Annotated in this window: 22 protein-coding genes; 18 read left to right on the plus strand and 4 right to left on the minus strand. The window is 59.6% G+C overall.

Annotated elements, in window-relative coordinates:
- Nucleotides 1-73: 73 nt before the first annotated feature.
- On the minus strand, nucleotides 74-289 hold the full coding sequence (locus tag ACR3EM_RS01885; RefSeq protein WP_480469126.1) for a DUF1127 domain-containing protein: 216 nt from the start codon (nucleotides 287-289) through the stop codon (nucleotides 74-76).
- 333 nt (nucleotides 290-622) lie between these two features.
- Between ACR3EM_RS01885 and ruvC the strand changes: the two genes are divergently transcribed.
- The 18 genes from ruvC to ACR3EM_RS01975 all read left to right on the plus strand — a co-directional run bounded on the left by ruvC (nucleotide 623) and on the right by ACR3EM_RS01975 (nucleotide 17,042).
- A complete protein-coding gene (gene ruvC / locus ACR3EM_RS01890; RefSeq protein ID WP_480469127.1) occupies nucleotides 623-1,120 on the plus strand; it encodes a crossover junction endodeoxyribonuclease RuvC in 498 nt (165 codons plus the stop codon).
- Nucleotides 1,117-1,791 (plus strand): Holliday junction branch migration protein RuvA, encoded by a 675-nt coding sequence (ruvA, locus tag ACR3EM_RS01895; protein WP_480469128.1) that lies wholly within the window; start codon nucleotides 1,117-1,119, stop codon nucleotides 1,789-1,791. Before ruvC ends, ruvA begins: the two co-directional genes overlap by 4 nt.
- A gap of 4 nt (nucleotides 1,792-1,795) precedes the next feature.
- On the plus strand, nucleotides 1,796-2,815 hold the full coding sequence (gene ruvB / locus ACR3EM_RS01900; RefSeq protein WP_480469129.1) for a Holliday junction branch migration DNA helicase RuvB: 1,020 nt from the start codon (nucleotides 1,796-1,798) through the stop codon (nucleotides 2,813-2,815).
- Nucleotides 2,816-2,876: 61 nt separating this feature from the next.
- A complete protein-coding gene (locus ACR3EM_RS01905; RefSeq protein ID WP_480469130.1) occupies nucleotides 2,877-3,500 on the plus strand; it encodes a hypothetical protein in 624 nt (207 codons plus the stop codon).
- A complete protein-coding gene (gene ybgC / locus ACR3EM_RS01910) occupies nucleotides 3,497-3,880 on the plus strand; it encodes a tol-pal system-associated acyl-CoA thioesterase (RefSeq protein WP_480469131.1) in 384 nt (127 codons plus the stop codon). The genes ACR3EM_RS01905 and ybgC overlap by 4 nt, the downstream gene beginning before the upstream one ends.
- Before the next feature lie 105 nt (nucleotides 3,881-3,985).
- On the plus strand, nucleotides 3,986-4,681 hold the full coding sequence (gene tolQ / locus ACR3EM_RS01915) for a protein TolQ (protein ID WP_170397391.1): 696 nt from the start codon (nucleotides 3,986-3,988) through the stop codon (nucleotides 4,679-4,681).
- Nucleotides 4,682-4,683: 2 nt separating this feature from the next.
- Nucleotides 4,684-5,154: a protein TolR gene (gene tolR, locus ACR3EM_RS01920; RefSeq protein ID WP_480469132.1), complete on the plus strand. Its 471-nt coding sequence runs from the start codon at nucleotides 4,684-4,686 to the stop codon at nucleotides 5,152-5,154.
- A gap of 15 nt (nucleotides 5,155-5,169) precedes the next feature.
- Complete coding sequence (locus ACR3EM_RS01925) at nucleotides 5,170-6,288, plus strand: energy transducer TonB (RefSeq protein ID WP_480469133.1); 1,119 nt, start codon at nucleotides 5,170-5,172, stop codon at nucleotides 6,286-6,288.
- Nucleotides 6,285-7,604, plus strand: coding sequence for a Tol-Pal system beta propeller repeat protein TolB (gene tolB, locus ACR3EM_RS01930; protein WP_480469134.1), 1,320 nt, complete (start codon nucleotides 6,285-6,287; stop codon nucleotides 7,602-7,604). Before ACR3EM_RS01925 ends, tolB begins: the two co-directional genes overlap by 4 nt.
- An 87-nt stretch (nucleotides 7,605-7,691) precedes the next feature.
- A complete protein-coding gene (gene pal / locus ACR3EM_RS01935; protein ID WP_480469135.1) occupies nucleotides 7,692-8,198 on the plus strand; it encodes a peptidoglycan-associated lipoprotein Pal in 507 nt (168 codons plus the stop codon).
- A gap of 4 nt (nucleotides 8,199-8,202) precedes the next feature.
- Nucleotides 8,203-9,027: a tol-pal system protein YbgF gene (ybgF, locus tag ACR3EM_RS01940; RefSeq protein WP_480471880.1), complete on the plus strand. Its 825-nt coding sequence runs from the start codon at nucleotides 8,203-8,205 to the stop codon at nucleotides 9,025-9,027.
- Nucleotides 9,024-10,277, plus strand: a complete 1,254-nt coding sequence (gene tilS, locus ACR3EM_RS01945; protein WP_480469136.1) for a tRNA lysidine(34) synthetase TilS — start codon at nucleotides 9,024-9,026, stop codon at nucleotides 10,275-10,277. The genes ybgF and tilS overlap by 4 nt, the downstream gene beginning before the upstream one ends.
- 77 nt (nucleotides 10,278-10,354) lie before the next feature.
- A complete protein-coding gene (gene ftsH / locus ACR3EM_RS01950) occupies nucleotides 10,355-12,271 on the plus strand; it encodes an ATP-dependent zinc metalloprotease FtsH (RefSeq protein WP_480469137.1) in 1,917 nt (638 codons plus the stop codon).
- A 91-nt stretch (nucleotides 12,272-12,362) separates the two neighbouring features.
- Complete coding sequence (locus ACR3EM_RS01955) at nucleotides 12,363-12,950, plus strand: MOSC domain-containing protein (protein WP_480469138.1); 588 nt, start codon at nucleotides 12,363-12,365, stop codon at nucleotides 12,948-12,950.
- 143 nt (nucleotides 12,951-13,093) lie between these two features.
- Nucleotides 13,094-14,770: a formate--tetrahydrofolate ligase gene (locus tag ACR3EM_RS01960; protein ID WP_480469139.1), complete on the plus strand. Its 1,677-nt coding sequence runs from the start codon at nucleotides 13,094-13,096 to the stop codon at nucleotides 14,768-14,770.
- A 58-nt stretch (nucleotides 14,771-14,828) separates the two neighbouring features.
- Nucleotides 14,829-15,134, plus strand: a complete 306-nt coding sequence (locus tag ACR3EM_RS01965; protein ID WP_480469140.1) for a chorismate mutase — start codon at nucleotides 14,829-14,831, stop codon at nucleotides 15,132-15,134.
- A gap of 52 nt (nucleotides 15,135-15,186) precedes the next feature.
- Complete coding sequence (folD, locus tag ACR3EM_RS01970; protein ID WP_480469141.1) at nucleotides 15,187-16,077, plus strand: bifunctional methylenetetrahydrofolate dehydrogenase/methenyltetrahydrofolate cyclohydrolase FolD; 891 nt, start codon at nucleotides 15,187-15,189, stop codon at nucleotides 16,075-16,077.
- A gap of 227 nt (nucleotides 16,078-16,304) precedes the next feature.
- Nucleotides 16,305-17,042, plus strand: a complete 738-nt coding sequence (locus ACR3EM_RS01975; RefSeq protein ID WP_480469142.1) for a LytTR family DNA-binding domain-containing protein — start codon at nucleotides 16,305-16,307, stop codon at nucleotides 17,040-17,042.
- Nucleotides 17,043-17,045: 3 nt separating this feature from the next.
- Here the strand turns inward: ACR3EM_RS01975 and pdeM are convergent, their stop codons facing one another.
- The 3 genes from pdeM to ACR3EM_RS01990 all read right to left on the minus strand — a co-directional run bounded on the left by pdeM (nucleotide 17,046) and on the right by ACR3EM_RS01990 (nucleotide 21,508).
- Complete coding sequence (gene pdeM / locus ACR3EM_RS01980) at nucleotides 17,046-17,684, minus strand: ligase-associated DNA damage response endonuclease PdeM (RefSeq protein ID WP_480471881.1); 639 nt, start codon at nucleotides 17,682-17,684, stop codon at nucleotides 17,046-17,048.
- Nucleotides 17,685-17,749: 65 nt separating this feature from the next.
- The gene (locus ACR3EM_RS01985) at nucleotides 17,750-20,161 is read right to left on the minus strand and encodes a ligase-associated DNA damage response DEXH box helicase (RefSeq protein ID WP_480469143.1); all 2,412 of its coding nucleotides are present in this window, start codon (nucleotides 20,159-20,161) and stop codon (nucleotides 17,750-17,752) included.
- Between the two features lie 39 nt (nucleotides 20,162-20,200).
- Complete coding sequence (locus tag ACR3EM_RS01990; protein WP_480469144.1) at nucleotides 20,201-21,508, minus strand: ATPase; 1,308 nt, start codon at nucleotides 21,506-21,508, stop codon at nucleotides 20,201-20,203.
- Between the last annotated feature and the right edge of the window lie 48 nt (nucleotides 21,509-21,556).

Consider the following 21,556-nt stretch of genomic DNA (forward strand, 5'->3'; position numbering starts at 1 on the left):
GGGCCATTCGGCGCGCGGTGTTTCTGTTCGCCCCACAGGGAGGAGGAAGGGGCGTGAGCGGTATTGCGTTGACTTAGTAACGGCGGCCTTCGGCAACAACGTCGATGTCGCCGCGGCACAGACCGATATCGTCCAGCTCGCGGTCGGTCAGACCGCTCAGCGCGTTGCGGGTTGCGCGGGCGTCATTCCATTCTACAACGGCGTTTGCGACCGATGCGAAAGTTACGCCGATACGGCCGACGAGGCCGAATGAGCCAGTGGTGGTGCGGGTGGTATCCAATGCAGCCATATCCTGTTTCCTTCTGGTTTGCGTTAATCTCTGATCTTGCGATCTGACGGGCATCTAGGGATGTATACCGCCCCATGCAAGCGCAGAATTTGCATGTGTCCTATGCGTTTTTTGCAATGCTCGAAATTCATGAAAGCCCCTTAATTCATTGATTAATTCCAGTTTATAAAAGCGTCGAAAACAGACGGATTGCTGTCGCAAACAAGCCTCCATGCTGCAGGTGCGACATGGATGTCGTTTTCAGATCGTGTGTTGAATTCCTTGGAAAATGTTCACGCTTCGTGCTAATCGATGGAAAAAGGTCACACGAACCCGAGCAGGCCAATACAAAATATGCGAATTCTGGGCATTGATCCGGGTCTCAGGACCCTGGGATGGGGCATCATCGAATCGACAGGCAGCCGTCTAAGTCACGTGGCGAACGGCTTGTGCAAATCCGACGGCGATGATCTGGGTGAACGGCTTCTGTCGCTGCACAACCAGATTGTCGAAGTCATTGCCGAGCATCAGCCCGATCAGGCCGCCATAGAACAGACCTTTGTCAACAAAGACGGGGCAGGGACATTGAAGCTGGGTCAGGCGCGCGGTGTGGCGTTGTTGACCTTGGCGCAAGCGGGCCTGCCTGTGGGCGAATACGCCCCCAATCGGGTCAAGAAAACTGTGGTCGGCTTCGGCCATGCTGAGAAAGAGCAGGTTCTGCATATGGTCAAGTTACAGCTGCCGGGGTGCTCTCCCAAGGGTGCGGACGCTGCGGATGCTCTAGCGATCGCGATCTGTCATTCCTACTATGGGGCCACCCCGCGGGCGCGGGTGAAAGAGGTGCGTGCATGATCGGCAAACTTACGGGACGGCTGGATTACCGCGCCGCGGATCATGTTCTGATCGACGTGCGCGGGGTCGGTTATATCGTCTATTGCTCGGACAGGACCATGGCAGCTTTGCCGGGTGTGGGTGAGGCGGTCTCGATCTACACCGACATGGTCGTACGCGAAGACCTGATGCAGCTTTATGGGTTTCTATCCTTGGTTGAGAAAGAATGGCACCGCCTGCTGTGCTCGGTTCAAGGTGTGGGCGCCAAGGTGTCGCTGGCCATTCTCAGTGCGCTGGGGCCGGATGGCGTGAGCCGCGCGATTGCGTTGGGCGATTGGGGCGCGGTCAAGGCGGCCAAAGGCGTTGGCCCGAAGACGGCGCAGCGCATTGTGCTGGACCTCAAGGACAAGGCCCCGGGCGTGATGGCCATGGGGGGCACCGTGACCGAAGCGATGGATGGACCGGCGCTGGAAGTGGTCGAAACTGAGCCTTCGCCTACACCGGCGCGCGTGGCGAAACCGGTCTCGGGCTCAGCGGCGGCCTCGGCCGGGGCGCTGTCTGCGCTGGGTAATTTGGGCTATGGCCCGTCCGAGGCGGCCTCGGCGGTGGCTGAAGCAGCGGCGAACCTGCCCGATGCAGGTGAGGCCGAACTGATCCGCGCCGCGTTGAAACTGCTGGCTCCGAAAGGGTGATTGAATGGTAGACGCCGACCCCACCCTGCGTCCCGAGCCGATGCCCGAGGACAATGACCGCGCCTTGCGTCCGCAAGGCCTGGATGAATTCATCGGTCAGGCAGAGGCACGTGCAAATTTACGCATCTTCATCCAATCGGCCCGACAACGGGGCGAGGCGATGGATCATACGTTGTTCCATGGCCCTCCGGGATTGGGCAAGACGACGCTGGCGCAGATCATGGCGCGGGAATTGGGGGTGAATTTCCGCATGACCTCGGGGCCGGTGTTGGCCAAGGCGGGTGATCTGGCGGCGATCCTGACCAATCTGGAATCGCGCGATGTGCTGTTCATCGATGAGATCCACCGCCTGAACCCGGCGGTCGAAGAGGTGCTGTACCCCGCGATGGAGGATTTCGAGCTGGATCTGGTGATCGGCGAAGGCCCTGCCGCCCGGACCGTCCGGATCGAGCTGCAGCCGTTTACGCTGGTCGGGGCCACCACGCGGATGGGGTTGCTGACAACCCCGCTCCGGGATCGCTTTGGCATTCCGACACGATTGCAGTTTTATACCGTCGATGAGTTGCACGAGATCGTCACGCGGAATGCGCGCAAGTTGGGCGCGCCTGCCGATGATGAGGGCGCACGCGAGATCGCGCGGCGTTCGCGTGGAACGCCGCGGATTGCAGGGCGCTTGCTGAGACGGGTAGTGGACTTTGCCATTGTCGAGGGCGATGGGCGGATCACGCGTGATCTGGCAGACGGGGCGCTGACCCGGCTTGGCGTGGACAATCTGGGACTGGACGGGGCGGACCGCCGCTATCTGAAACTGATTGCCGAGAACTACGCGGGCGGTCCCGTGGGGATTGAAACCCTCTCGGCGGCCTTGTCCGAAAGCCGGGATTCGCTGGAAGAGGTGATCGAGCCCTATCTTCTGCAGCAAGGCCTGATCCAGCGCACACCGCGCGGGCGGATGTTGGCGCAGAAGGCGTGGACCCATCTGGGAATGGCGGCACCCAAGGGGCAGAGCGATCTGTTTGGTTGAAGCTGTGCGCTTAAGAACTTATGCCTCTCGGTGAGAGATTTGTTAGAATGAAGGGCCAAGCGTGACTCCGGAAGAGATTGAGGCGCTGTTCACCCGCGAAAGTGGAGAATTCCTGTTTGCGCGTTGGGGGCGTCCCATCGTGCCGATCGTGTTCGGTGTCGAGGATGAGACGCTCTCGACCGTCAAGGGCGCGTTTGAAGCAGTCGTCACGTTGGCCGGTCACAAGATGGCCGAGACGGATCCCGAACTCGGCGCCAATTGCATGGTTTTTTTCTTCCGCGATTGGCAAGAGCTGCTTGAGGTGCCCGATCTGGACCGGCTTATCCCGGATTTGGCACCGCTGGTCGAACGACTGGTGGCTGCTGACGCCAACCAGTACCGTATTTTCCGGTTCGAGGAAGATGGTGCCATTCGGGCGGCTTTTGTATTTCTGCGCATGGACAAAGAACTCTCCAAAGTGCCGGCAGAGACCTTGGCGCTCAGCCAGGTGGTACAGACCATCCTGCTGTGGTCCGATGCTGCATTTCGCAGCACTTCACCTTTGGCTATCGCCGGTGAGGCGACGATCCTGCGGCCCGATATTGCCGCTTTGATCCAGGCCGCCTACGATCCTATTCTGCCCGGTGCTGCGCAGGACCCCTCTCATGCGTTGCGCTTGTTCGCCAGATTGGAGCCGCCGCAATGAAGCATCACTACCCGGTCCGTGTTTATTACGAAGACACCGACATGGGCGGCGTGGTCTATCATGCGAATTATCTGAAATTCATCGAACGCGCCCGATCAGACTGGGTGCGTAAGCTGGGCAATGATCAGAACGCGATGCGGGATGCGGGTATTGTCTGGGTCGTGCGACGGATCGAGGCGGATTATCTCGCAGCCGCTAGGTTTGAAGACGAGCTGATGGTCGAGACCGAGATGGTCTCGCTGTCGGGTGCGCGGTTGACGATGTCCCAGTCGGTCAAACGCGGCGAGACGGAAGTTTTCCGCGCCGAGGTAACTGCTGTCTGCATGAATGCCGAGGGCAAACCGGTGCGCCTTCCGGCAGAGATTCGCGCATTGATGTAACAATTTCACCCTTGGGGGTGGTTCTGTTGGCTTTTCACATCCATCTGCGCTAGCGTTTGGCAAAACAAGGCCAAATGGCCATCAGGCAAAACAAAGAGCAGGTTCATGGAAGCTGAAACGCTGGCGCTGGCGCAGGAGATCGATTTCTCCATGTGGGGGCTGTATGCCCGCGCGACCTTTATCGTCAAACTGGTAATGCTGATGCTGATCGGTGCATCTATCTGGTCCTGGGGCATTATCATTCAGAAGCTGATCAATTACCGCGCTGCGCGTCGCGAGGCGCAGGTGTTCGATGAGAGCTTCTGGTCTGGCAATCCGCTGGATGAACTGTTCGAACAGATCGGAACGCAGCCCGATGGCAGTTCTGAGAAGATTTTTGCGGCTGGCATGATCGAATGGCGGCGCTCACACCGCACCGATGGCGGGCTGATCGCGGGGGCGACTGCGCGGATTGACCGGTCGATGGATGTGGCGATCGCCAAAGAGGCTGAAGGGCTGCAAAAGGGGCTGCCCATTCTGGCAACCGTGGGTTCGACGGCTCCGTTCATCGGTCTGTTCGGCACGGTCTGGGGTATCATGAACGCCTTTATCGAGATTGCCGAGCAACAGAACACAAACCTCGCCGTCGTGGCCCCCGGCATTGCCGAGGCGCTGCTGGCCACGGGTCTTGGCCTGCTGGCTGCGATCCCGGCGGTGATTTTCTACAACAAGCTCAGCGCGGATAGTGATCGGATCGTTGGCGGGTATGAGGCCTTTGCCGACGAGTTCGCCACCATCCTGTCGCGTCAGTTGGATAGCTGACGATGGGTGCCGCGGTTCAGCAAAGCTCGGGTGGGAACGGACGCAGGCGCGGGCGGCGGCGTGGGCGCGCGCAGCCGATGGCAGAGATCAATGTGACGCCTTTTGTCGATGTCATGCTGGTGCTGCTAATCATTTTCATGGTGGCCGCGCCACTTCTGACGGTCGGCGTACCGGTTGATTTGCCCAAGACGGCTGCCAGCGCTTTGCCCGGTGACAACGAAGAACCGCTGACCGTGACCCTCACGGCCGATGGGCGGGTGCAGATTCAGACCACCGACATTCAGCGCGAAGAGTTGATTGGCAGGCTGCGCGCGATTGCGGCAGAACGCAGCAGCGACCGGGTGTTCCTGCGCGCGGATGGTGCGATCCCGTACGCGCAAGTGATGCAGGTGATGGGCGCGCTTAATGCGGGTGGGTTTTCCAATGTGGGCCTTGTGACCGATACCGGCGGGCCAACGCTGGACGATGGGTGAGAGTGAGGTCGCACGGTGGATACCGGCACCAAGATTTCTGCAATTGCGCATGTCAGCCTTATCAGCTGGGCGCTGTTCGGAGGCACGTTCCGATCCGAGCCGCTGCCGATGGCTGTGCAGGATGTCTCGGTGATTTCATCCGAACAGTTTGCGGCGCTGAGCGCGCAGCGCAATGCACCCGAAATGCCAACCGATCCGGAAGAGCTCGAGCAGCCCGAGACCCCGGATCAGATCACCGCACCGGACCCCGTGCCGGACACTCCGCCAGAGCCGGAAGCTGTACCGCAACCGGAGCCAGAGCCCGAGCCGGAGGTCCAGCCGGAAACCGTCGAGATCGCGCCTGAACCTGAACTGATCGAGGAGCTGCCAACGCTGGATCAGCCCGAACCGGAAGTGGCCGCACTGCCTGTGCCTCCGGGCCCTGAGGCTGAGCCGCAGCCTGCGGACAGAGTTGCACCTGAGGCGATTGCACCGCCTCCGCCAGAGGCGAAACCGGATGACATCGAAACCCCTCCGGTCTCATTGGACGAAGGGGCAGAGACGCAGCAGGAGCAGCAGGATCAGACCGCGCCGGAAGAGGCCGCGCCCGAGATCGTGACCGAGGCGGAAGAGGTTGAAAATCCGGCCCCGCGCACCTCTCCACGCCCGCGTGTGCGCCCCAATCGCCCGACGCCTGAGCCCGAACCCGAGGTGGCCGAGACGCCCGAGCCCGCGCCGACAGAACCTGCACCGACCGAGCCCGTTCAGGATGAGCAGGCCATCAATGACGCACTGGCCGAGGCATTGGGGAGTGGCTCCGAGCCTTCAGGTCCGCCGCTGACCAGCGGGGAAAAGGATGCGATGCGGGTGGCCGTGTCGCAGTGCTGGAATGTCGGATCGTTGTCGACCGACGCGCTGCAGACCGTGGTGGTCGTCGGTTTTTCGCTGACACCAGATGGTAAGGTAGTCGGCGGTAGCCTGAGGATGCTGGATAGCTCTGGCGGCTCTGCGGCGTCTGCCAAACAAGCTTATGAAGCTGCGCGTCGCGCGGTTTTACGCTGTGGAGCAAAAGGATACGACCTGCCTGCTGACAAATACAACCAGTGGCAGGATATTGAGATTACATTCAATCCCGAGAGGATGCGGATCAAATGATGAAACTTCTGACCAGCCTCTTTATTGGCCTGACCCTGCTGACGGCTCCGGCCTATGCTCAAAGCGGGCCGCTTCGTCTGGAAATTGACGAAGGCATCATTGAGCCGATGCCCTTTGCGGTCCCAAACTTCGTCCCGGACAACGCGGCGGCTGCGCAATATGCGCAGGACATCTCTCGCGTGGTGGTGTCGGACCTGACGGGAACCGGCCTGTTCCGCGAGATTTCGTCGGATGCATTCATCAGCCGGGTCAGCAGCTTTGATGCTCCGGTGCAGTTCGCGGATTGGAAGGCGATCAACGCGCAGGCGCTTGTGACGGGGGCCGTGAATGTCTCGGGCAAGCGGCTGACGGTGCGGTTCCGGGTGTGGGATGTGTTCTCGGGTCAGGAACTGGGCAACGGGTTGCAGTTTGCGGGCACTACGGACGGTTGGCGGCGCATGGCGCATAAGGTGGCTGATCAGGTCTATACAAGGATAACGGGCGAGGGGGCCTATTTCGACAGCCGTGTGGCCTTTGTTTCGGAAAGCGGGCCTAAGGATCAGCGGCTTAAGCGGCTGGCGATCATGGATTATGATGGCGCGAATGTACAGTATCTGACAGACAGTGCGGCCATCGTGTTGGCCCCTCGGTTCTCGCCCACCGGCGATCGGTTGCTTTACACCAGCTATGAGACTGGCCAACCACGGATCTATCTGCTGGATGTGGGGCGCGTACAACGTCAGGAATTGCCGACACTGGAAGGTACAATGAGCTTTTCTCCGCGCTTTTCGCCGGATGGACGCTCGATTGTCTATTCGCTGACGCAGGGCGGGAATACCGACCTTTGGAAAATGGATCTGGCCTCGGGCCAAAGCGCGCGCTTAACCAATACGCCGGCCATTGAAACCGCGCCCAGCTATTCGCCGGATGGCAGCCAGATCGTGTTTGAAAGCGACCGCTCGGGGACGCCGCAGCTCTATGTCATGCCCGCAAACGGAGGTGAGGCAACGCGGATCAGCTTTGGGCAAGGTCGCTACGGCACGCCCGTCTGGTCCCCGCGCGGCGATCTGATTGCGTTCACCAAACAGAACAAAGGCCGGTTCCATATCGGTGTAATGCGCACCAACGGAGACGAGGAACGTCTGCTGACCGCTTCGTTCCTTGATGAGGGGCCGACGTGGTCACCCAATGGCCGTGTCATCATGTTCACGCGCGAAACGCAGGGCGCCAGCGGTCGCTCGACACTGTATTCGGTCGATATATCGGGCCGTAATCTACGTCCGGTCCGCACGCCGGACGGGGGTAGCGATCCATCCTGGGGTCCATTGCAGAATTGATCTGTGCTGGCTGTGGATAACGTTCACAACGAAGATGCGGTGTGATAGAAACGCGCCAATAAACAAACGAAACACGAGGCACCTGAAATGAAACTATTGAGCAAAATCGCGGCTGTCGGGGCGCTGACCCTGATCGCCGCATGTTCCAACAATGATCCTTCCGCATTGGGCGGTGGTGGTCCCGGCGCCAACGGAGCGCTGGTGCCGGGTTCGCCGAGCGATCCGCGCTCGCCAGCCTATTTCCAGCAGACCGTGGGAGATCGGGTTCTGTTTGCGGTCGATCAATCCACGCTCAGCCCGCAGGCCCAGACCGTTCTGCAAGGGCAGGCCGACTGGCTACTGGCCAACCCCGATTTTGTGGCCAACATCGAAGGTCATGCGGATGAGCAGGGCACGCGGGAATATAACCTTGCCCTGGGCGCGCGCCGGGCGAATGCGGCGCGTGAATATCTGATCTCGCGCGGGGTGGCGGGCAACCGTCTGACCACGGTCAGCTTTGGTAAAGAGCGCCCGATTGAAATTTGCAGCACCGAGGAATGCTATTCCAAGAACCGCCGCGCGGTGACGGTGCTGACCGGCTCAACCTTGGGGTAAGATGATGCGATTTGCAGGATTGGTTCTGGCGACGGTAGTGACCGTCGCTGGTGTGGCACGGGCACAGGATCAGCAAACGCTGGCGGATATCCGTCAGGAGTTGACGGTGCTGCATGTGGAAATCCAGCGCCTCAAGCGCGAGTTCTCGACCACTGGTTCGCCCGCGCCCAACCTATCCGGCAGTTCCGTGCTGGAGCGCGTTGACGCCATCGAGGCGGAACTGCAGCGCCTGACGCGTCAGACCGAGCAATTGAACCAGCGGGTCCAGAATATCGTTACCGATGGCACCAACCGTATCGGCGATCTGGAGTTCCGTCTGGTCGAACTGGAAGGTGGCGATCTCAGCACACTGGGTGAGACCTCGACGCTGGGTGGTGAGACGTCGACCGAGGTTGCAGTTGCCCCGACGCCCCCCCAGCCCGAGGTGACTGAACAAGGTGAGTTGGCGATCGGAGAGCAGGCAGATTTCGATGCGGCCTCACAAGCGCTCGTGGATGGGGATTTCCAGACCGCAGCCAATCTGTTCTCGCAATTTGATCAGGCCTACCCGGGCAGCCCGCTGGCGGCACAGGCCAACTTGCGGCGCGGTCAGGCTTTGGAAGGGTTGGGTGATACGCGCGAGGCTGCCCGGGCATTCCTGGCCAGCTTCACCGGTGATTCCGAAGGACCGCTGGCCCCCGAAGCTTTGTTTGAGCTGGGTGCGGCGCTTGGACGTCTGGGCCAGACCGATCAGGCTTGCATCACGCTCGGCGAGGTTGGCGTGCGCTTCCCAAGCTCGGCCCCGGCAAGCTCGGCCACGCAGGAAATGGCGGCGCTGGGCTGTTCTTGACCTCTGACACCGATACGCTTCGGTCCGAAATTCTGGCACGCCTGCCAGACCCGCTGCCGCGCCGTCTGGGTGTGGCCGTGTCCGGTGGCAGCGATTCGACGGCTCTGTTGCATCTGCTTGCAAGCATCGCTCGGGAAACGCAGGTCGCGTTATTTGCAGCAACTATTGATCATGGGCTGAGGCCCGAATCGGCTGCCGAGGCTGCATCGGTTGCGGTATTGGCGCAAAGCTGGGGCATTCCGCATCAAACCTTGAAGTGGCGAGATTGGGACGGGTCCGGCAATCTGCAGGATCAAGCGCGACGAGCGCGATATCGGTTGTTGGTGGAATGGGCAGATGATCTTGGGCTTGAGGCTATCGCATTGGGACATACGGCAGATGATCAGGCTGAAACCGTTCTGATGCGGCTTGCCCGGTCGGCGGGCGTTTCTGGCCTGTCCGGCATGGCGGGAGAACGTGCTGAGGGCGGTGTCTCCTTGCTACGCCCGATGCTTTCGATCACGCGTGCGCGGCTGCGCGACTACCTGACAGCGCAGGGGATCAAATGGATCGACGACCCTTCGAATCAGGACGCGCGCTTTGATCGGATCAAGGCGCGCGACGCACTGACCCGGCTGGATCAGATCGGTATTACGGCTGAAGGTCTTTCGCGCGTTGCTGACAATCTCGCACAAGCTCGCGAGGCTTTGGCGCGATACGCGCAGGAATCCGCCCGTCATCATGTGAAGGTTGTGGACGGCGATTTGTGTTTCGATCGAGAGGGTGCCACGGCGTTGCCGCACGAGATTCGACGGCGTCTTTTGGTGGCTGCGGTCATGTGGCAGGCAAACAAAGACTATCCACCCCGTCAAAGCGCCATTGATCAGGCGGTGCAGGCGCTGCTGAAAGGTCAGGCGACCACTCTGAGCGGCTGTCACCTGATTCCGGATGGTAAAAATACGTGGATTTGCAGAGAGCTAAATGCCGTCAGCGCCCAGACAACACGTCCCGGCACCGTGTGGGATGGGCGCTGGGTTTTGACAGGACCCGAAGCATCCGGTGCTGAAATTCGCCCTCTGGGTGAGGATGGCATCCTGCAACTGACGGATTGGCGGTTGGTGACCAAGCCCCGCGCGGTATTGATGTCGACACCGGCTGTTTGGGTCGATGAAACCGTTCTGGCCGCCCCATTGGCCGGTTTTTCCAATGGATGGACGGTAAATGCTCCCTCTGGCAGGCCTGACTTCTATGCCGCAATTTTATCTCATTGAACCTGCCACAATCCTCTCTATTTTAAGGAACAACCCCGGCGGGTCCCCATCCGCCGAAACCTTCTAGGAGAATTTCCTTGGGCAACGCTCGCAACATCGCCTTCTGGGTCGTTCTGTTTCTGCTGATCCTGGCACTGTTTAACCTGTTCAGTGGCCCCAGCGGATCGCTTCAGAACAACGAACGCACTTATTCCGAATTCGTCAGCGCCGTGGACGCCGGAGACGTCACCAGCGTGACGCTGGATGGCGAACAGATCCGCTATCGCACGAATGACAATCAGGATTATGTCACCATCAAACCCGGCGATGCCGAGGTGACCAAGCTGCTGATCGACAAGAACATCCCCGTGCGTGCTGAAAAGCAGCAGCAATCCGGGTTCCAGTCGTTCCTGATCACGCTTCTGCCCTTCCTGCTGCTGATCGGTGTCTGGGTCTATTTCATGAACCGGATGCAAGGCGGCGGCAAAGGTGGCGCGATGGGCTTCGGCAAGTCCAAGGCCAAAATGCTGACCGAAAAGCATGGCCGCGTGACGTTTGATGACGTGGCAGGCATCGACGAAGCCAAGGAAGAGCTGGAAGAGATCGTGGAATTCCTGCGCAACCCGCAGAAGTTCTCGCGCCTTGGTGGCAAAATCCCCAAAGGCGCGTTGCTCGTTGGCCCTCCGGGGACTGGTAAGACGCTGCTCGCCCGCGCCATTGCGGGTGAGGCGGGCGTGCCATTCTTTACCATTTCGGGTTCGGATTTCGTTGAGATGTTCGTCGGTGTCGGTGCATCCCGTGTGCGCGACATGTTCGAGCAGGCCAAGAAGAACGCGCCTTGTATCGTTTTCATCGACGAGATCGACGCCGTGGGTCGCCATCGTGGTGCCGGTTACGGCGGCGGGAATGATGAACGCGAACAGACGCTCAACCAGTTGCTGGTTGAGATGGACGGGTTCGAGGCCAATGAAGGCGTGATCATTCTGGCGGCCACCAACCGTAAGGACGTTCTCGACCCCGCGCTGCTGCGTCCGGGCCGGTTCGACCGTCAGGTCACTGTGGGCAACCCAGACATCAAAGGCCGCGAGAAAATTCTGGGCGTTCACGCGCGCAAGACACCTTTGGGCCCCGATGTCGATCTGCGCATTATCGCACGTGGTACTCCGGGCTTCTCGGGTGCCGATCTGGCGAACCTTGTGAATGAGGCCGCTTTGATGGCCGCACGTGTGGGCCGCCGCTTCGTCACCATGGAAGACTTCGAGAACGCGAAGGACAAGGTGATGATGGGGGCCGAACGCCGCTCGATGGTGCTGACCCAAGACCAGAAGGAAAAGACCGCCTATCACGAGGCCGGTCACGCCGTGGTTGGTCTGGAACTGCCGCTGTGCGATCCGGTTTACAAGGCGACGATCATTCCGCGCGGCGGTGCGCTGGGTATGGTCGTATCGCTGCCTGAAATGGATCGTCTGAACTATCACCGCGACGAGTGTGAGCAAAAGCTGGCCATGACCATGGCAGGCAAGGCCGCCGAGGTCATCAAATACGGTGAAGATCACGTTTCGAACGGCCCAGCCGGTGACATCATGCAGGCCAGCCAGTTGGCGCGTGCCATGGTGATGCGTTGGGGTATGTCGGACAAGGTCGGCAATATCGACTATGCCGAAGCCCATGAAGGCTATCAGGGCAACACAGCCGGCTTCTCGGTGTCCGCTCATACCAAAGAGCTGATCGAGGAAGAAGTGAAGCGCCTGATCCAACAAGGCTATGAACGCGCGCACCAGATTCTGAGTGAAAAGAACGAAGAATGGGAGCGTCTGGCGCAAGGTCTGCTGGAATACGAAACCCTGACCGGGGATGAGATCAAGCGGGTCATGAATGGCGAACCGCCCAGCGAAAGCGATGATGAAGGCGATAAGCCGGACGAGGGCAACGCGCCCAGCGTCACCGCGATCCCGAAAACCAAGGCTAAGAAATCTCCGCCTGAGGGCGGAATGGAGCCGGAACCTTCGACATAAACGTAAAAACCCGGGCCCTGACCCGGGTTTTTCTTTTCAATCTGCGCCGGGTGATCTCTGGCGCATTCATACGCGATGAGAGAGGGGTACCATGCCGGTCCTGATAGAAACCGAGTTTGTGGCCGAAGCTGTCTGGCTGGGACATGTTCCAGCGGGTCAATCGCTGAAGGCGCAACCTGTCGAGGCATTGACGCTCGGCTTCTCGGGCGACCACGGCGCGCGGCATGAGGGAGAGACACGAGCGTCCTGCGTGCGGGTCAAGAATCTGTATCCCGAGGGCACAGAAATTCGCAACGTGCGCCAATTGTCGGTTCTTTCTGCGGAAGAGGTGCAGATGATTGCGGATGACATGGGATTGGATCAACTGGACCCGGCCCTGATGGGGGCCAGCATCGTGTTGCGCGGTATCCCGGATTTTACCCATGTTCCCCCGTCTTCACGGCTGCAGGCAGAGAGCGGGCTGACTATCGTGATCGACATGGAAAACCGCCCCTGTGTTTTGCCGGGGCGCGAGATCGAAGCGGAAACACCGGGTAAGGGCGCGGCGTTCAAACCTGCCGCAAAGGACCGACGAGGTGTAACCGCTTGGGTGGAACGCCCCGGCTCTCTGCGTGTCGGCGAGAAAATGAAACTGTTCGTTCCAGACCAGCGCCCGTGGGCGCCTGTGGTTTCCGATTAGAAACTGTTGATTGATCTTACGACGCTTCGCGACACCAGAATGTCGGAAACCAGAGTTATCTGAATGGTACACAACGGTATGGATTGCGCAGCGCCGACGCCCTGCGTCGGTTTTGCACGGCATTCAACTAAGGACTCCGGCCAATGAGCTATAAATCCGACATCGAAATCGCTCGCGAGGCGAACAAGAAGCCGATTCAGGAAATCGGTGCAAAGATCGGCATCGAATCTGCGGATCTGCTGCCCTATGGCCACGACAAGGCGAAGGTTAGCCAGGACTTCATCAACTCGGTTCAGGACCGCGAAGATGGCAAGCTGATTCTCGTGACCGCGATCAACCCGACCCCGGCGGGCGAAGGCAAAACCACCACCACCGTTGGTCTGGGTGATGGCCTGAACCGCATCGGTAAGAACGCTATGATCTGTATCCGTGAAGCCTCGCTTGGCCCGAACTTCGGCATGAAGGGCGGCGCTGCAGGTGGCGGTTACGCACAGGTTGTTCCGATGGAGGAAATGAACCTGCACTTCACCGGCGACTTCCACGCCATCACATCGGCCCACTCGCTGCTGTCGGCCATGATCGACAACCATATCTACTGGGGCAACGAAGCTGAAATCGACACCCGCCGCGTTGCATGGCGTCGTGTGGTCGACATGAACGACCGCGCTCTGCGTCAGATCACGGCGTCTCTGGGCGGCGTGTCGAACGGTTTCCCGCGTGAGGCAGGCTTTGACATCACCGTGGCCTCCGAGGTTATGGCGATCCTGTGCTTGGCAAACGACCTGAAAGATCTGGAAAAGCGTCTGGGTGACATCATCGTTGCCTACCGCCGCGACAAGACCCCGGTTTACTGCCGCGACATCAAAGCAGAAGGCGCAATGACCGTTCTGCTGAAAGACGCAATGCAGCCGAACCTGGTACAGACGCTGGAAAACAATCCGGCATTCGTCCATGGTGGCCCCTTCGCGAACATCGCGCACGGCTGTAACTCGGTCATCGCAACCAAAACCGCTCTCAAAGTGGCCGACTACGTCGTGACCGAAGCGGGCTTTGGTGCCGATCTGGGTGCCGAAAAGTTCATGAACATCAAGTGCCGCAAGGCAGGCATCGCCCCGTCGGCAGTGGTTCTGGTTGCCACCGTTCGCGCGATGAAGATGAACGGCGGCGTTGCCAAGGCCGATCTGGGTGCTGAAAACGTCGACGCCGTGAAGTCGGGTTGCGCCAACCTGGGCCGTCACATCGAGAACGTGAAATCCTTCGGTGTTCCGGTTGTTGTCGCCATCAACCACTTCGTCACCGATACCGATGCCGAAGTTCAGGCGGTGAAAGACTACTGCGGTGAGCACGGGGTTGAAGCGATCCTGTCGCGCCACTGGGAACTGGGTTCGGAAGGCTCTGCGCCGCTGGCCGAGAAGGTTGTCGAGATCGTTGAAGGTGGTTCCGCGAACTTCTCGCCGATCTATCCAGATGAGATGCCGCTGTTCGAGAAAATCGAAACCATCGCCAAGCGTATCTATCGTGCCGACGAAGTTCTGGCCGACAACAAGATCCGCAATCAGCTGCGCGAATGGGAAGAAGCCGGATATGGCAACCTGCCGGTCTGCATGGCGAAAACGCAGTACTCGTTCTCGACCGATCCGACCCTGCGCGGCGCGCCGACCGGTCACTCGGTTCCTGTACGTGAGGTTCGCCTGAGCGCCGGTGCTGGCTTCATCGTGGTTGTCTGTGGTGAGATCATGACCATGCCCGGACTGCCGCGCAAGCCAGCCGCTGAGACGATTCGCCTCAACGAAGAAGGCCAGATCGAGGGCTTGTTCTAAGCGCCTGAATGATACATCTCGTGGTCCGGGGACTTCCCCGGGCCGTGAGGAGAATAGAATGCCCACTCTGACACCGCCGCAAGACTGTCATACGATGCAGGAATTGCGGCCTCAGATCGACATGCTGGACCGCCAACTGATCGAATTGTTGGTAACGCGCGCAAGCTACATCGACCGCGCGTCCGAGCTGAAACCCGGCGAGGGGCTGCCCGCCCGCATCCCGGAACGTGTCGAAGATGTGGTGCAGCGCGTGCGCAAGAGTTCGGATGAATTGGGTATGGATCCCGATCTTGCAGAGAAACTCTGGCGCATCTTGATTGATTGGTCGATCGCTCGCGAAGAGCGTGTGCTCGGCCCCGACTGAAGACCCGGGCGCTTTCGGCGCCCGATCCGTTTTTGAAAGAAGGGATCAAAGGATGGTAGCGCAGGTTATCGACGGTAAGGCTTTTGCGGCCAAGGTTCGCGCTCAGGTGGCCGATCAGGTGGCAAAGCTGAAGGAAGAAAACGGTATCACGCCTGGTTTGGCTGTGGTGCTGGTGGGTGAAGACCCGGCGAGCCAGGTTTATGTCCGCTCGAAGGGAAAGATGACCGTTGAAGTCGGCATGAACTCTTATGAGCATAAGTTAGATGCCGACACCTCGGAAGAGGACCTGCTGGCCCTGATCGACAAACTGAACAACGACCCTGCCGTCCACGGCATTCTTGTACAGCTGCCGCTGCCGAAGCATCTGAACGAGGATCTGGTGATCAATTCGATCGACCCGGCCAAGGATGTCGATGGGTTCCACATCTCGAACGTGGGCTTGCTGGGCACTGGCCAGAAGTCGATGGTCCCCTGTACCCCTCTGGGCTGCCTGATGATGCTGCGCGATTACCACGGCTCGCTGTCGGGCATGGATGCGGTTGTCATTGGTCGTTCGAACATCGTGGGCAAACCGATGGCGCAGCTGCTATTGGGCGACAGCTGTACGGTGACCATCGCGCATTCGCGCACCAAGGACCTGCCGGATGTTGTGCGCCGCGCCGATATCGTTGTGGCCGCGGTTGGCCGCCCCGAGATGGTTCCGGGCGACTGGATCAAGGAAGGCGCGACCGTCATTGACGTGGGCATCAACCGGATCGAACGTGACGGCAAGAACAAACTGGTTGGCGACGTCGACTATGCCAGCGCCGCCGAACGCGCGGGCGCGATCACACCGGTTCCGGGTGGTGTAGGTCCGATGACCATTGCCTGCCTGCTGGCCAACACTCTGACCGCCTGCTGCCGCGCGAATGATCTGCCCGAACCAGAAGGCCTGACAGCGTAACTCTGCTTTACAGGGGCTTCGACGCAACCCCTGACATCTCATCCGGGCCGGAAAGCACCTGCGCTTTTCGGCCCGTTTTGCATCTGCATCCCAGAAAATTAATTCGCATATTAACGGGTTTGACTTAACGTCAACCGGTGATAAGCCTTCTGCTCCAGCTGGTTAGGAGGATAAGATGCCTTCCAACTAAGCGAATTCGAGAATGCGTTAGGGGCGCGCGGGTTTGTATGAGATCTAAACTGGAACCTATATTGGCGCAGGTCTACCTGCAGCGCATTCTGGCTGGCCTCGTATTCATTCCGTTGATGGCCTACTCATTCGCGCCATTTCGGGACATGACCCTATCTTTCGTCGAACGACTGGTGTTCTGGTCGGGTGTCATGCTGTTGGCCCTGGCGGCGACCTGGGCCGCGGGCAAGCTGGTGCGCGACCGATTGCTGCGCGCAGGCCTGTTGCTGCGTGACCTCGCGTTTGCGCTGTTGATCCTGATACTCTTCGCCCCGGCGTTATGGGGGCTGACCTGGGTTCTGTTCACGCTCAACGGTCTGATGGCGCCCGGATTGTTGGTGGTTGTGCCATATGGTGTGCTGTTTGCTACGGGCCTGTTGCTGGTTCGTGAGCGGGATCAGCCCGATGTGCTGGAGGAAGAGGTCAAACCACGCCTGTGCAGTCGGCTACCGTCTGGTTTTCAGGGTCAGATCTATCGGCTAACCGTCCGCGATCACTCGGTCGACGTTGTGACGTCAGAGGGGACCTTCACGATCCGCTCACGCTTTACGGACGCGATTGCCGAGATGGAGCCCGTGTCGGGCCATTGTACCCATCGGTCGCATTGGATCGTGGATGCGGCAATTACCGGGATTGAGAGGCAGAACGGCAAGACTTTCCTGCGTTTGTGCAATGATGATCTTGTTCCGGTTAGCCGGAAATACAAACCAATGCTGGAAGAGGACGGGCTTCTCTGATCCTCACCTTGGCATTGGAACCATCCGCGGATGAGCCCCGGTCAGGATCGCCCGTGCATCTGTAGCCATCAGATTGGACAGCGCAACATCTGAGCTGCGCAACCCACCGGTATAAGTGCCATAGGCCGGTAAGATCAGGCGTTTATGATCGATAAGGAAAGCTGGGCGGGTGACGTGACGGCCACGCACGGATAGGCCGACTTTGGGATGATAATGCCCCGAGATCTCACCCTTCCCAAGGGGCTCGGCGATATGACGGAATGTCAGCCCCTCGCAAGACCACTCGGCCAGATGCGTTCCACCCAGTTCAACCGGACCGGGGTCGTGATTGCCCTCAATCCAGATCCAGCGCCGTCCGGCCTGTAGGGAGGCGATCTGCAGCCGGTCTTCCCGTGGTAGTGATTGAGAAGCACGCAGATCATCAAAACTGTCGCCCAGACAGATGACGATGGCCGCATTCGTCAGCGCCAAATCAGTTGTCAGTCGGTTCAGGGTTTCGCGATTGTCATACGGGGGCAGGGCAGGCCCACCCCTGCGGGCTGCCCGCTCGGACTTGCCCAGATGCAGGTCTGAGACACATAAAAGCTTCTGATCTGGCCACCACAAGGCGCCAGAGCCCAGGGCAGACAACCCATGATTCATGAACGTGAAGTCAAGCGTGTTCATGATCCGTTCTTTGCGTGTTTTCGCGTTTCGTGCAAGCGGAATCAACCGGGCATCAAGCCAGCTGTCTGCATCAGTCGGGCACTTTCTTCGGCCAGAAGACGCTCTTCGGCTTCACCTTTGACGGGGACTTTGCCGACCTCGAGAAACAGAGGTGCGGCCAATGGTGAGACCCGACTCAATCGTAACAAATCAACACGATCCCCGATCCGAGCGATCATCGCTTCGATTCGCCCGAAATCGACCAGCCCGCGCATGGCCTCTTCGCGAGTGATCTGCATCAGCAGGTGGTCGGGGTCGTATTTCAGTAGCGTGTCGTACAGGATATCGGATGAAAACGTCGCCTGTCGCCCGCTTTTGCGTTGCCCGCCGGAGTTGCGTTCGATCAGGCCCGCAATGGTGGCTGAGGCGCGAAATGTTCGCTTCATTACCGCATTGCCCGCCAACCACGTTTCCAGCCCGTCTCGCAGCGCATCAAGCTGGAACAAAGGGCACGGATCGGTCACTGCATCCAAGCCCCAGATCAGCGTGGCGTAGTCGGTGGCGACAAAGCCCAGAGGGGCGAGCCCTGTTTCCTCCATCCGCTTGGTCAGCAGTAGCCCCAGTGTCTGCTGCGCATTACGACCGGCAAAACCGTAGACGCATAAATGTTCACGCCCGTTATCAGGAAAGCTCTCGATCAACAGGCGGTCGCGTTGTGGCAGCCGCGAAACGTCGCGCTGCAAAGCCAGCCAATCGGCAGTGTGGGTGGGCAACTGAGGCCAATCGGGCTGTGCAAACATGCGCAGAATGCGATCGCTCAGCTGTGTCGAGGTGGCGAATTTCGTGCCCATGAAGGTCGCGATCTTGGGTTTCTTGTCCGCGCGACGGCTGACCTCAACCACCATCTCGCGCAGACCTTCGTAGCGGACGATCTGGCCGCCGATCAGAAAAGTGTCGCCCGGTGTCAAAGACGCGGCAAAGCCTTCCTCCACCTCACCCAACGGTTTGCCGCCGCGATTGCGTCTCAGCCGAACTTTCAGGGTATCGGTGTCTTGGATCGTACCCAGATTCATCCGGATGCGTTGTGCGGCGCGCGGGTCACGCAGCTGCCAGCGCCCGTCAGGCCGCTGCTGCAGGCGTTGCCAACGATCATAGGCGCGCAGGGCGTACCCTCCGGTTGCGCAGAAATCCAGACAAGCGTCAAACGCGGTGCGGGTGAGCGCGGCATAGGGGCCCGCTGCGGTCATCTCAGAGAAAAGCGCATCGGCCTCAAATGGCCCTGCTGCAGCGGCGATCAGAATATGTTGGCAGAGCACGTCCCGAGGGCCCGGTCCGCGAGGTTCGCCGTCCAGATCATGCTCTTGCACCGCTTGCAGCGCAGCGACGCATTCGACCACTTCGAACCGGTTGGCAGGCACCAGAAGAGCCTTCGATGGTGCGTTGTAGCGATGGTTTGCCCGCCCGATCCGCTGCACCAGCCGTTTGACATTCTTTGGCGCACCGATCTGTATCACCAGGTCGACGTCACCCCAATCGATCCCGAGATCGAGGCTGCCTGTGCAAACGATGGCGCGCAGATCACCACGCACCATCGCGGCCTCGACCCGCTCGCGTTGCTGCCGATCCAGACTGCCGTGATGGATGCCGATCGGCAGACCCTCGTCATTGGCGAGCCACAGGTTGTGGAAGAATATCTCGGCCTGCGCGCGGGTGTTGTGGAAGATCAAAGTGGTCTTGTGCTGCCTGATTTGCTCCAACACTGCGGGGATGGAATAGGCGGCGCCACCGCCAGACCAAGGGGGCATTTCTTCGGTCTGCAGCATGGCGATATCGGGATCGGGGCCTGGATCGGCCTGAATAATCCTGCAAGGGTCTGGATGACGGGCCAGAAAGCGCGCAATGCCCCCCGGGTCTTCCACGGTTGCCGACAGACCTACGCGGCGCAGATCGGGGCAGAGCGTCTGCAACCGCGCCAGTGCCAGCATCAGCTGATCGCCGCGTTTGCTTTCGGCCAGAGCATGGATTTCATCGACAATAATGCGCTGTACGCCAGCAAACATGCGTGGGGCGTCTTCGTACGAAGTCAGCAAAGCAAGGCTTTCGGGCGTGGTCAGCAGGATATGTGGAGGATCGGCGCGTTGACGTTTCTTTTGGGTTGCAGACGTGTCGCCTGTGCGGTCCTCAATCCGGATGGGCAGTCCGATCTCATCCACTGGCGTACGCAGGTTGCGGCGAATGTCAGCCGCCAGCGCTTTGAGCGGAGAGACATAAATGGTGTGCAGCCCGCCATGGGCACCGTCGGACAGCTCGGACAAGGAGGGCAGAAACCCCGCCATCGTCTTGCCACCCCCTGTAGGGGCAATCAGCAGCGTCGCCGGGTCCTGTGACCGGTCGAACATCGCTTGCTGATGCGGATGGATGGACCATCCTTTGGCGACAAACCAATCGTTGATCCGGGCGGGAATCTGCTTCATCGCTGCAGATTACCCGCCCGGGATCAGAAGGACAGGGGGTCAGTGAATGATCTTTTCTTCCTTGACGAACATGTTCGCCCAGGCGCGGTCGATCAGATCGGGGTTCATCTGGTAGGGGATGCCTTCGAATTCGCAGATCGAGATCATCTGATCGATCAGGAAGATCGGCTGGTAGTTCGCATAAATGTTGTTGATCGTCGGGTATTTGACCTTCAACAAGTGCACCAGTGCGGCCTCGTCCAGTGGCATCCCGCGCTTGCGGGCCACCATGGCGAAGATCTTCAGGAAGTTCTCCTGGTTCGGACCATCGATCTTGATCTTGAAGAAGATCCGGCGCAGGGCCGCTTGGTCGAAGATCTCGTTCGGGTGGAAGTTGGTCGAGAAGATGACCAGCGTATCGAAGGGAACCTCGAACTTTTCACCCGATTGCAGACCAAGGATATCCTTGCTTTCTTCCAGCGGAACGATCCAGCGGTTGATCAGGGCCTGAGGGGGTTCGGCCTGACGTCCAAGGTCGTCCACGATGAAAATGCCACCGGTGGACTTCAATTGCAGGGGGGCCTGATAGGTCCGCGCGGTGGGGTTATAGACGAGGTCGAGCATGCTCAGCGACAGTTCACCACCGGTTACAACGGTGGGACGTTCGCATTGCACATACCGTGTATCGAAGCGTTTGCGGCGGCGCAGGCTGTTGGGGTCGTCGGCTTCTTGTTCAATCGCGGTGTGCACGATCGGGTCATAAACCGTAATCACCTGTCCAGCATACTCGATAGCCCACGGGACATAAACATTGTCACCCAGCGCGTCCCGGATCCCGTTCGAGATTGAGGACTTACCGTTACCCGGCGGGCCATACATCAGGATCGAGCGGCCAGCACTCACCGCTGGGCCCAGATGATCCAGCAGGCTGTCGGGCAGAACCAGATGGCCCATCGCCCCGGTCAGCTGATCGCGTGTGACCTGAATATTGCGGATCGATTGGCGTTTGACTTGCTCGCGATAGATGTCCAGCGGCACGGGCATCGCGCCGAAATATTCCGATTGGCTGAGGGCGTCCAAAGCACGCGCCTTGCCTGCATCAGTCAACTGATAACCCATCTCATTGCCTGAGTTGGCATTCAGGGTGCCCGTCGCCTCCAGCAGTTTCTGTTCGCGCGCAATATCGATGAGTTCCTGCGTGACCGAACCGGGCAGACAGATTGCCGCCGCGATCTCGGTGACTGTGTCTACATTCTTGCGAAAGATCGTTTTCAGCAGAATGTCACGCATCATCACCAGCGGAAGCTGCATCTCAGCCAACCCTTTGGGGGCAGGGGGGGCCATAACGGAGGTCGTCTGCATGTTCATGAGCGGGGCTCGTCTGTCAATATTCACACCAAAGGCCCCCTAAAGGGC

It is taken from the genome of Ruegeria sp. AH3 (assembly GCF_056536265.1).

Bases quoted from the DNA above. Each gene is read 5' to 3' on its own strand.
- ACR3EM_RS01885 (WP_480469126.1), bottom strand. From the start codon at position 289: ATGGCTGCATTGGATACCACCCGCACCACCACTGGCTCATTCGGCCTC.
- ruvC (WP_480469127.1), top strand. From the start codon at position 623: ATGCGAATTCTGGGCATTGATCCGGGTCTCAGGACCCTGGGATGGGGC.
- ruvA (WP_480469128.1), top strand. From the start codon at position 1,117: ATGATCGGCAAACTTACGGGACGGCTGGATTACCGCGCCGCGGATCAT.
- ruvB (WP_480469129.1), top strand. From the start codon at position 1,796: ATGGTAGACGCCGACCCCACCCTGCGTCCCGAGCCGATGCCCGAGGAC.
- ybgC (WP_480469131.1), top strand. From the start codon at position 3,497: ATGAAGCATCACTACCCGGTCCGTGTTTATTACGAAGACACCGACATG.
- tolQ (WP_170397391.1), top strand. From the start codon at position 3,986: ATGGAAGCTGAAACGCTGGCGCTGGCGCAGGAGATCGATTTCTCCATG.
- tolR (WP_480469132.1), top strand. From the start codon at position 4,684: ATGGGTGCCGCGGTTCAGCAAAGCTCGGGTGGGAACGGACGCAGGCGC.
- tolB (WP_480469134.1), top strand. From the start codon at position 6,285: ATGATGAAACTTCTGACCAGCCTCTTTATTGGCCTGACCCTGCTGACG.
- pal (WP_480469135.1), top strand. From the start codon at position 7,692: ATGAAACTATTGAGCAAAATCGCGGCTGTCGGGGCGCTGACCCTGATC.
- ybgF (WP_480471880.1), top strand. From the start codon at position 8,203: ATGCGATTTGCAGGATTGGTTCTGGCGACGGTAGTGACCGTCGCTGGT.
- ACR3EM_RS01955 (WP_480469138.1), top strand. From the start codon at position 12,363: ATGCCGGTCCTGATAGAAACCGAGTTTGTGGCCGAAGCTGTCTGGCTG.
- ACR3EM_RS01960 (WP_480469139.1), top strand. From the start codon at position 13,094: ATGAGCTATAAATCCGACATCGAAATCGCTCGCGAGGCGAACAAGAAG.
- ACR3EM_RS01965 (WP_480469140.1), top strand. From the start codon at position 14,829: ATGCCCACTCTGACACCGCCGCAAGACTGTCATACGATGCAGGAATTG.
- folD (WP_480469141.1), top strand. From the start codon at position 15,187: ATGGTAGCGCAGGTTATCGACGGTAAGGCTTTTGCGGCCAAGGTTCGC.
- ACR3EM_RS01975 (WP_480469142.1), top strand. From the start codon at position 16,305: ATGAGATCTAAACTGGAACCTATATTGGCGCAGGTCTACCTGCAGCGC.
- pdeM (WP_480471881.1), bottom strand. From the start codon at position 17,684: ATGAATCATGGGTTGTCTGCCCTGGGCTCTGGCGCCTTGTGGTGGCCA.
- ACR3EM_RS01985 (WP_480469143.1), bottom strand. From the start codon at position 20,161: ATGAAGCAGATTCCCGCCCGGATCAACGATTGGTTTGTCGCCAAAGGA.
- ACR3EM_RS01990 (WP_480469144.1), bottom strand. From the start codon at position 21,508: ATGAACATGCAGACGACCTCCGTTATGGCCCCCCCTGCCCCCAAAGGG.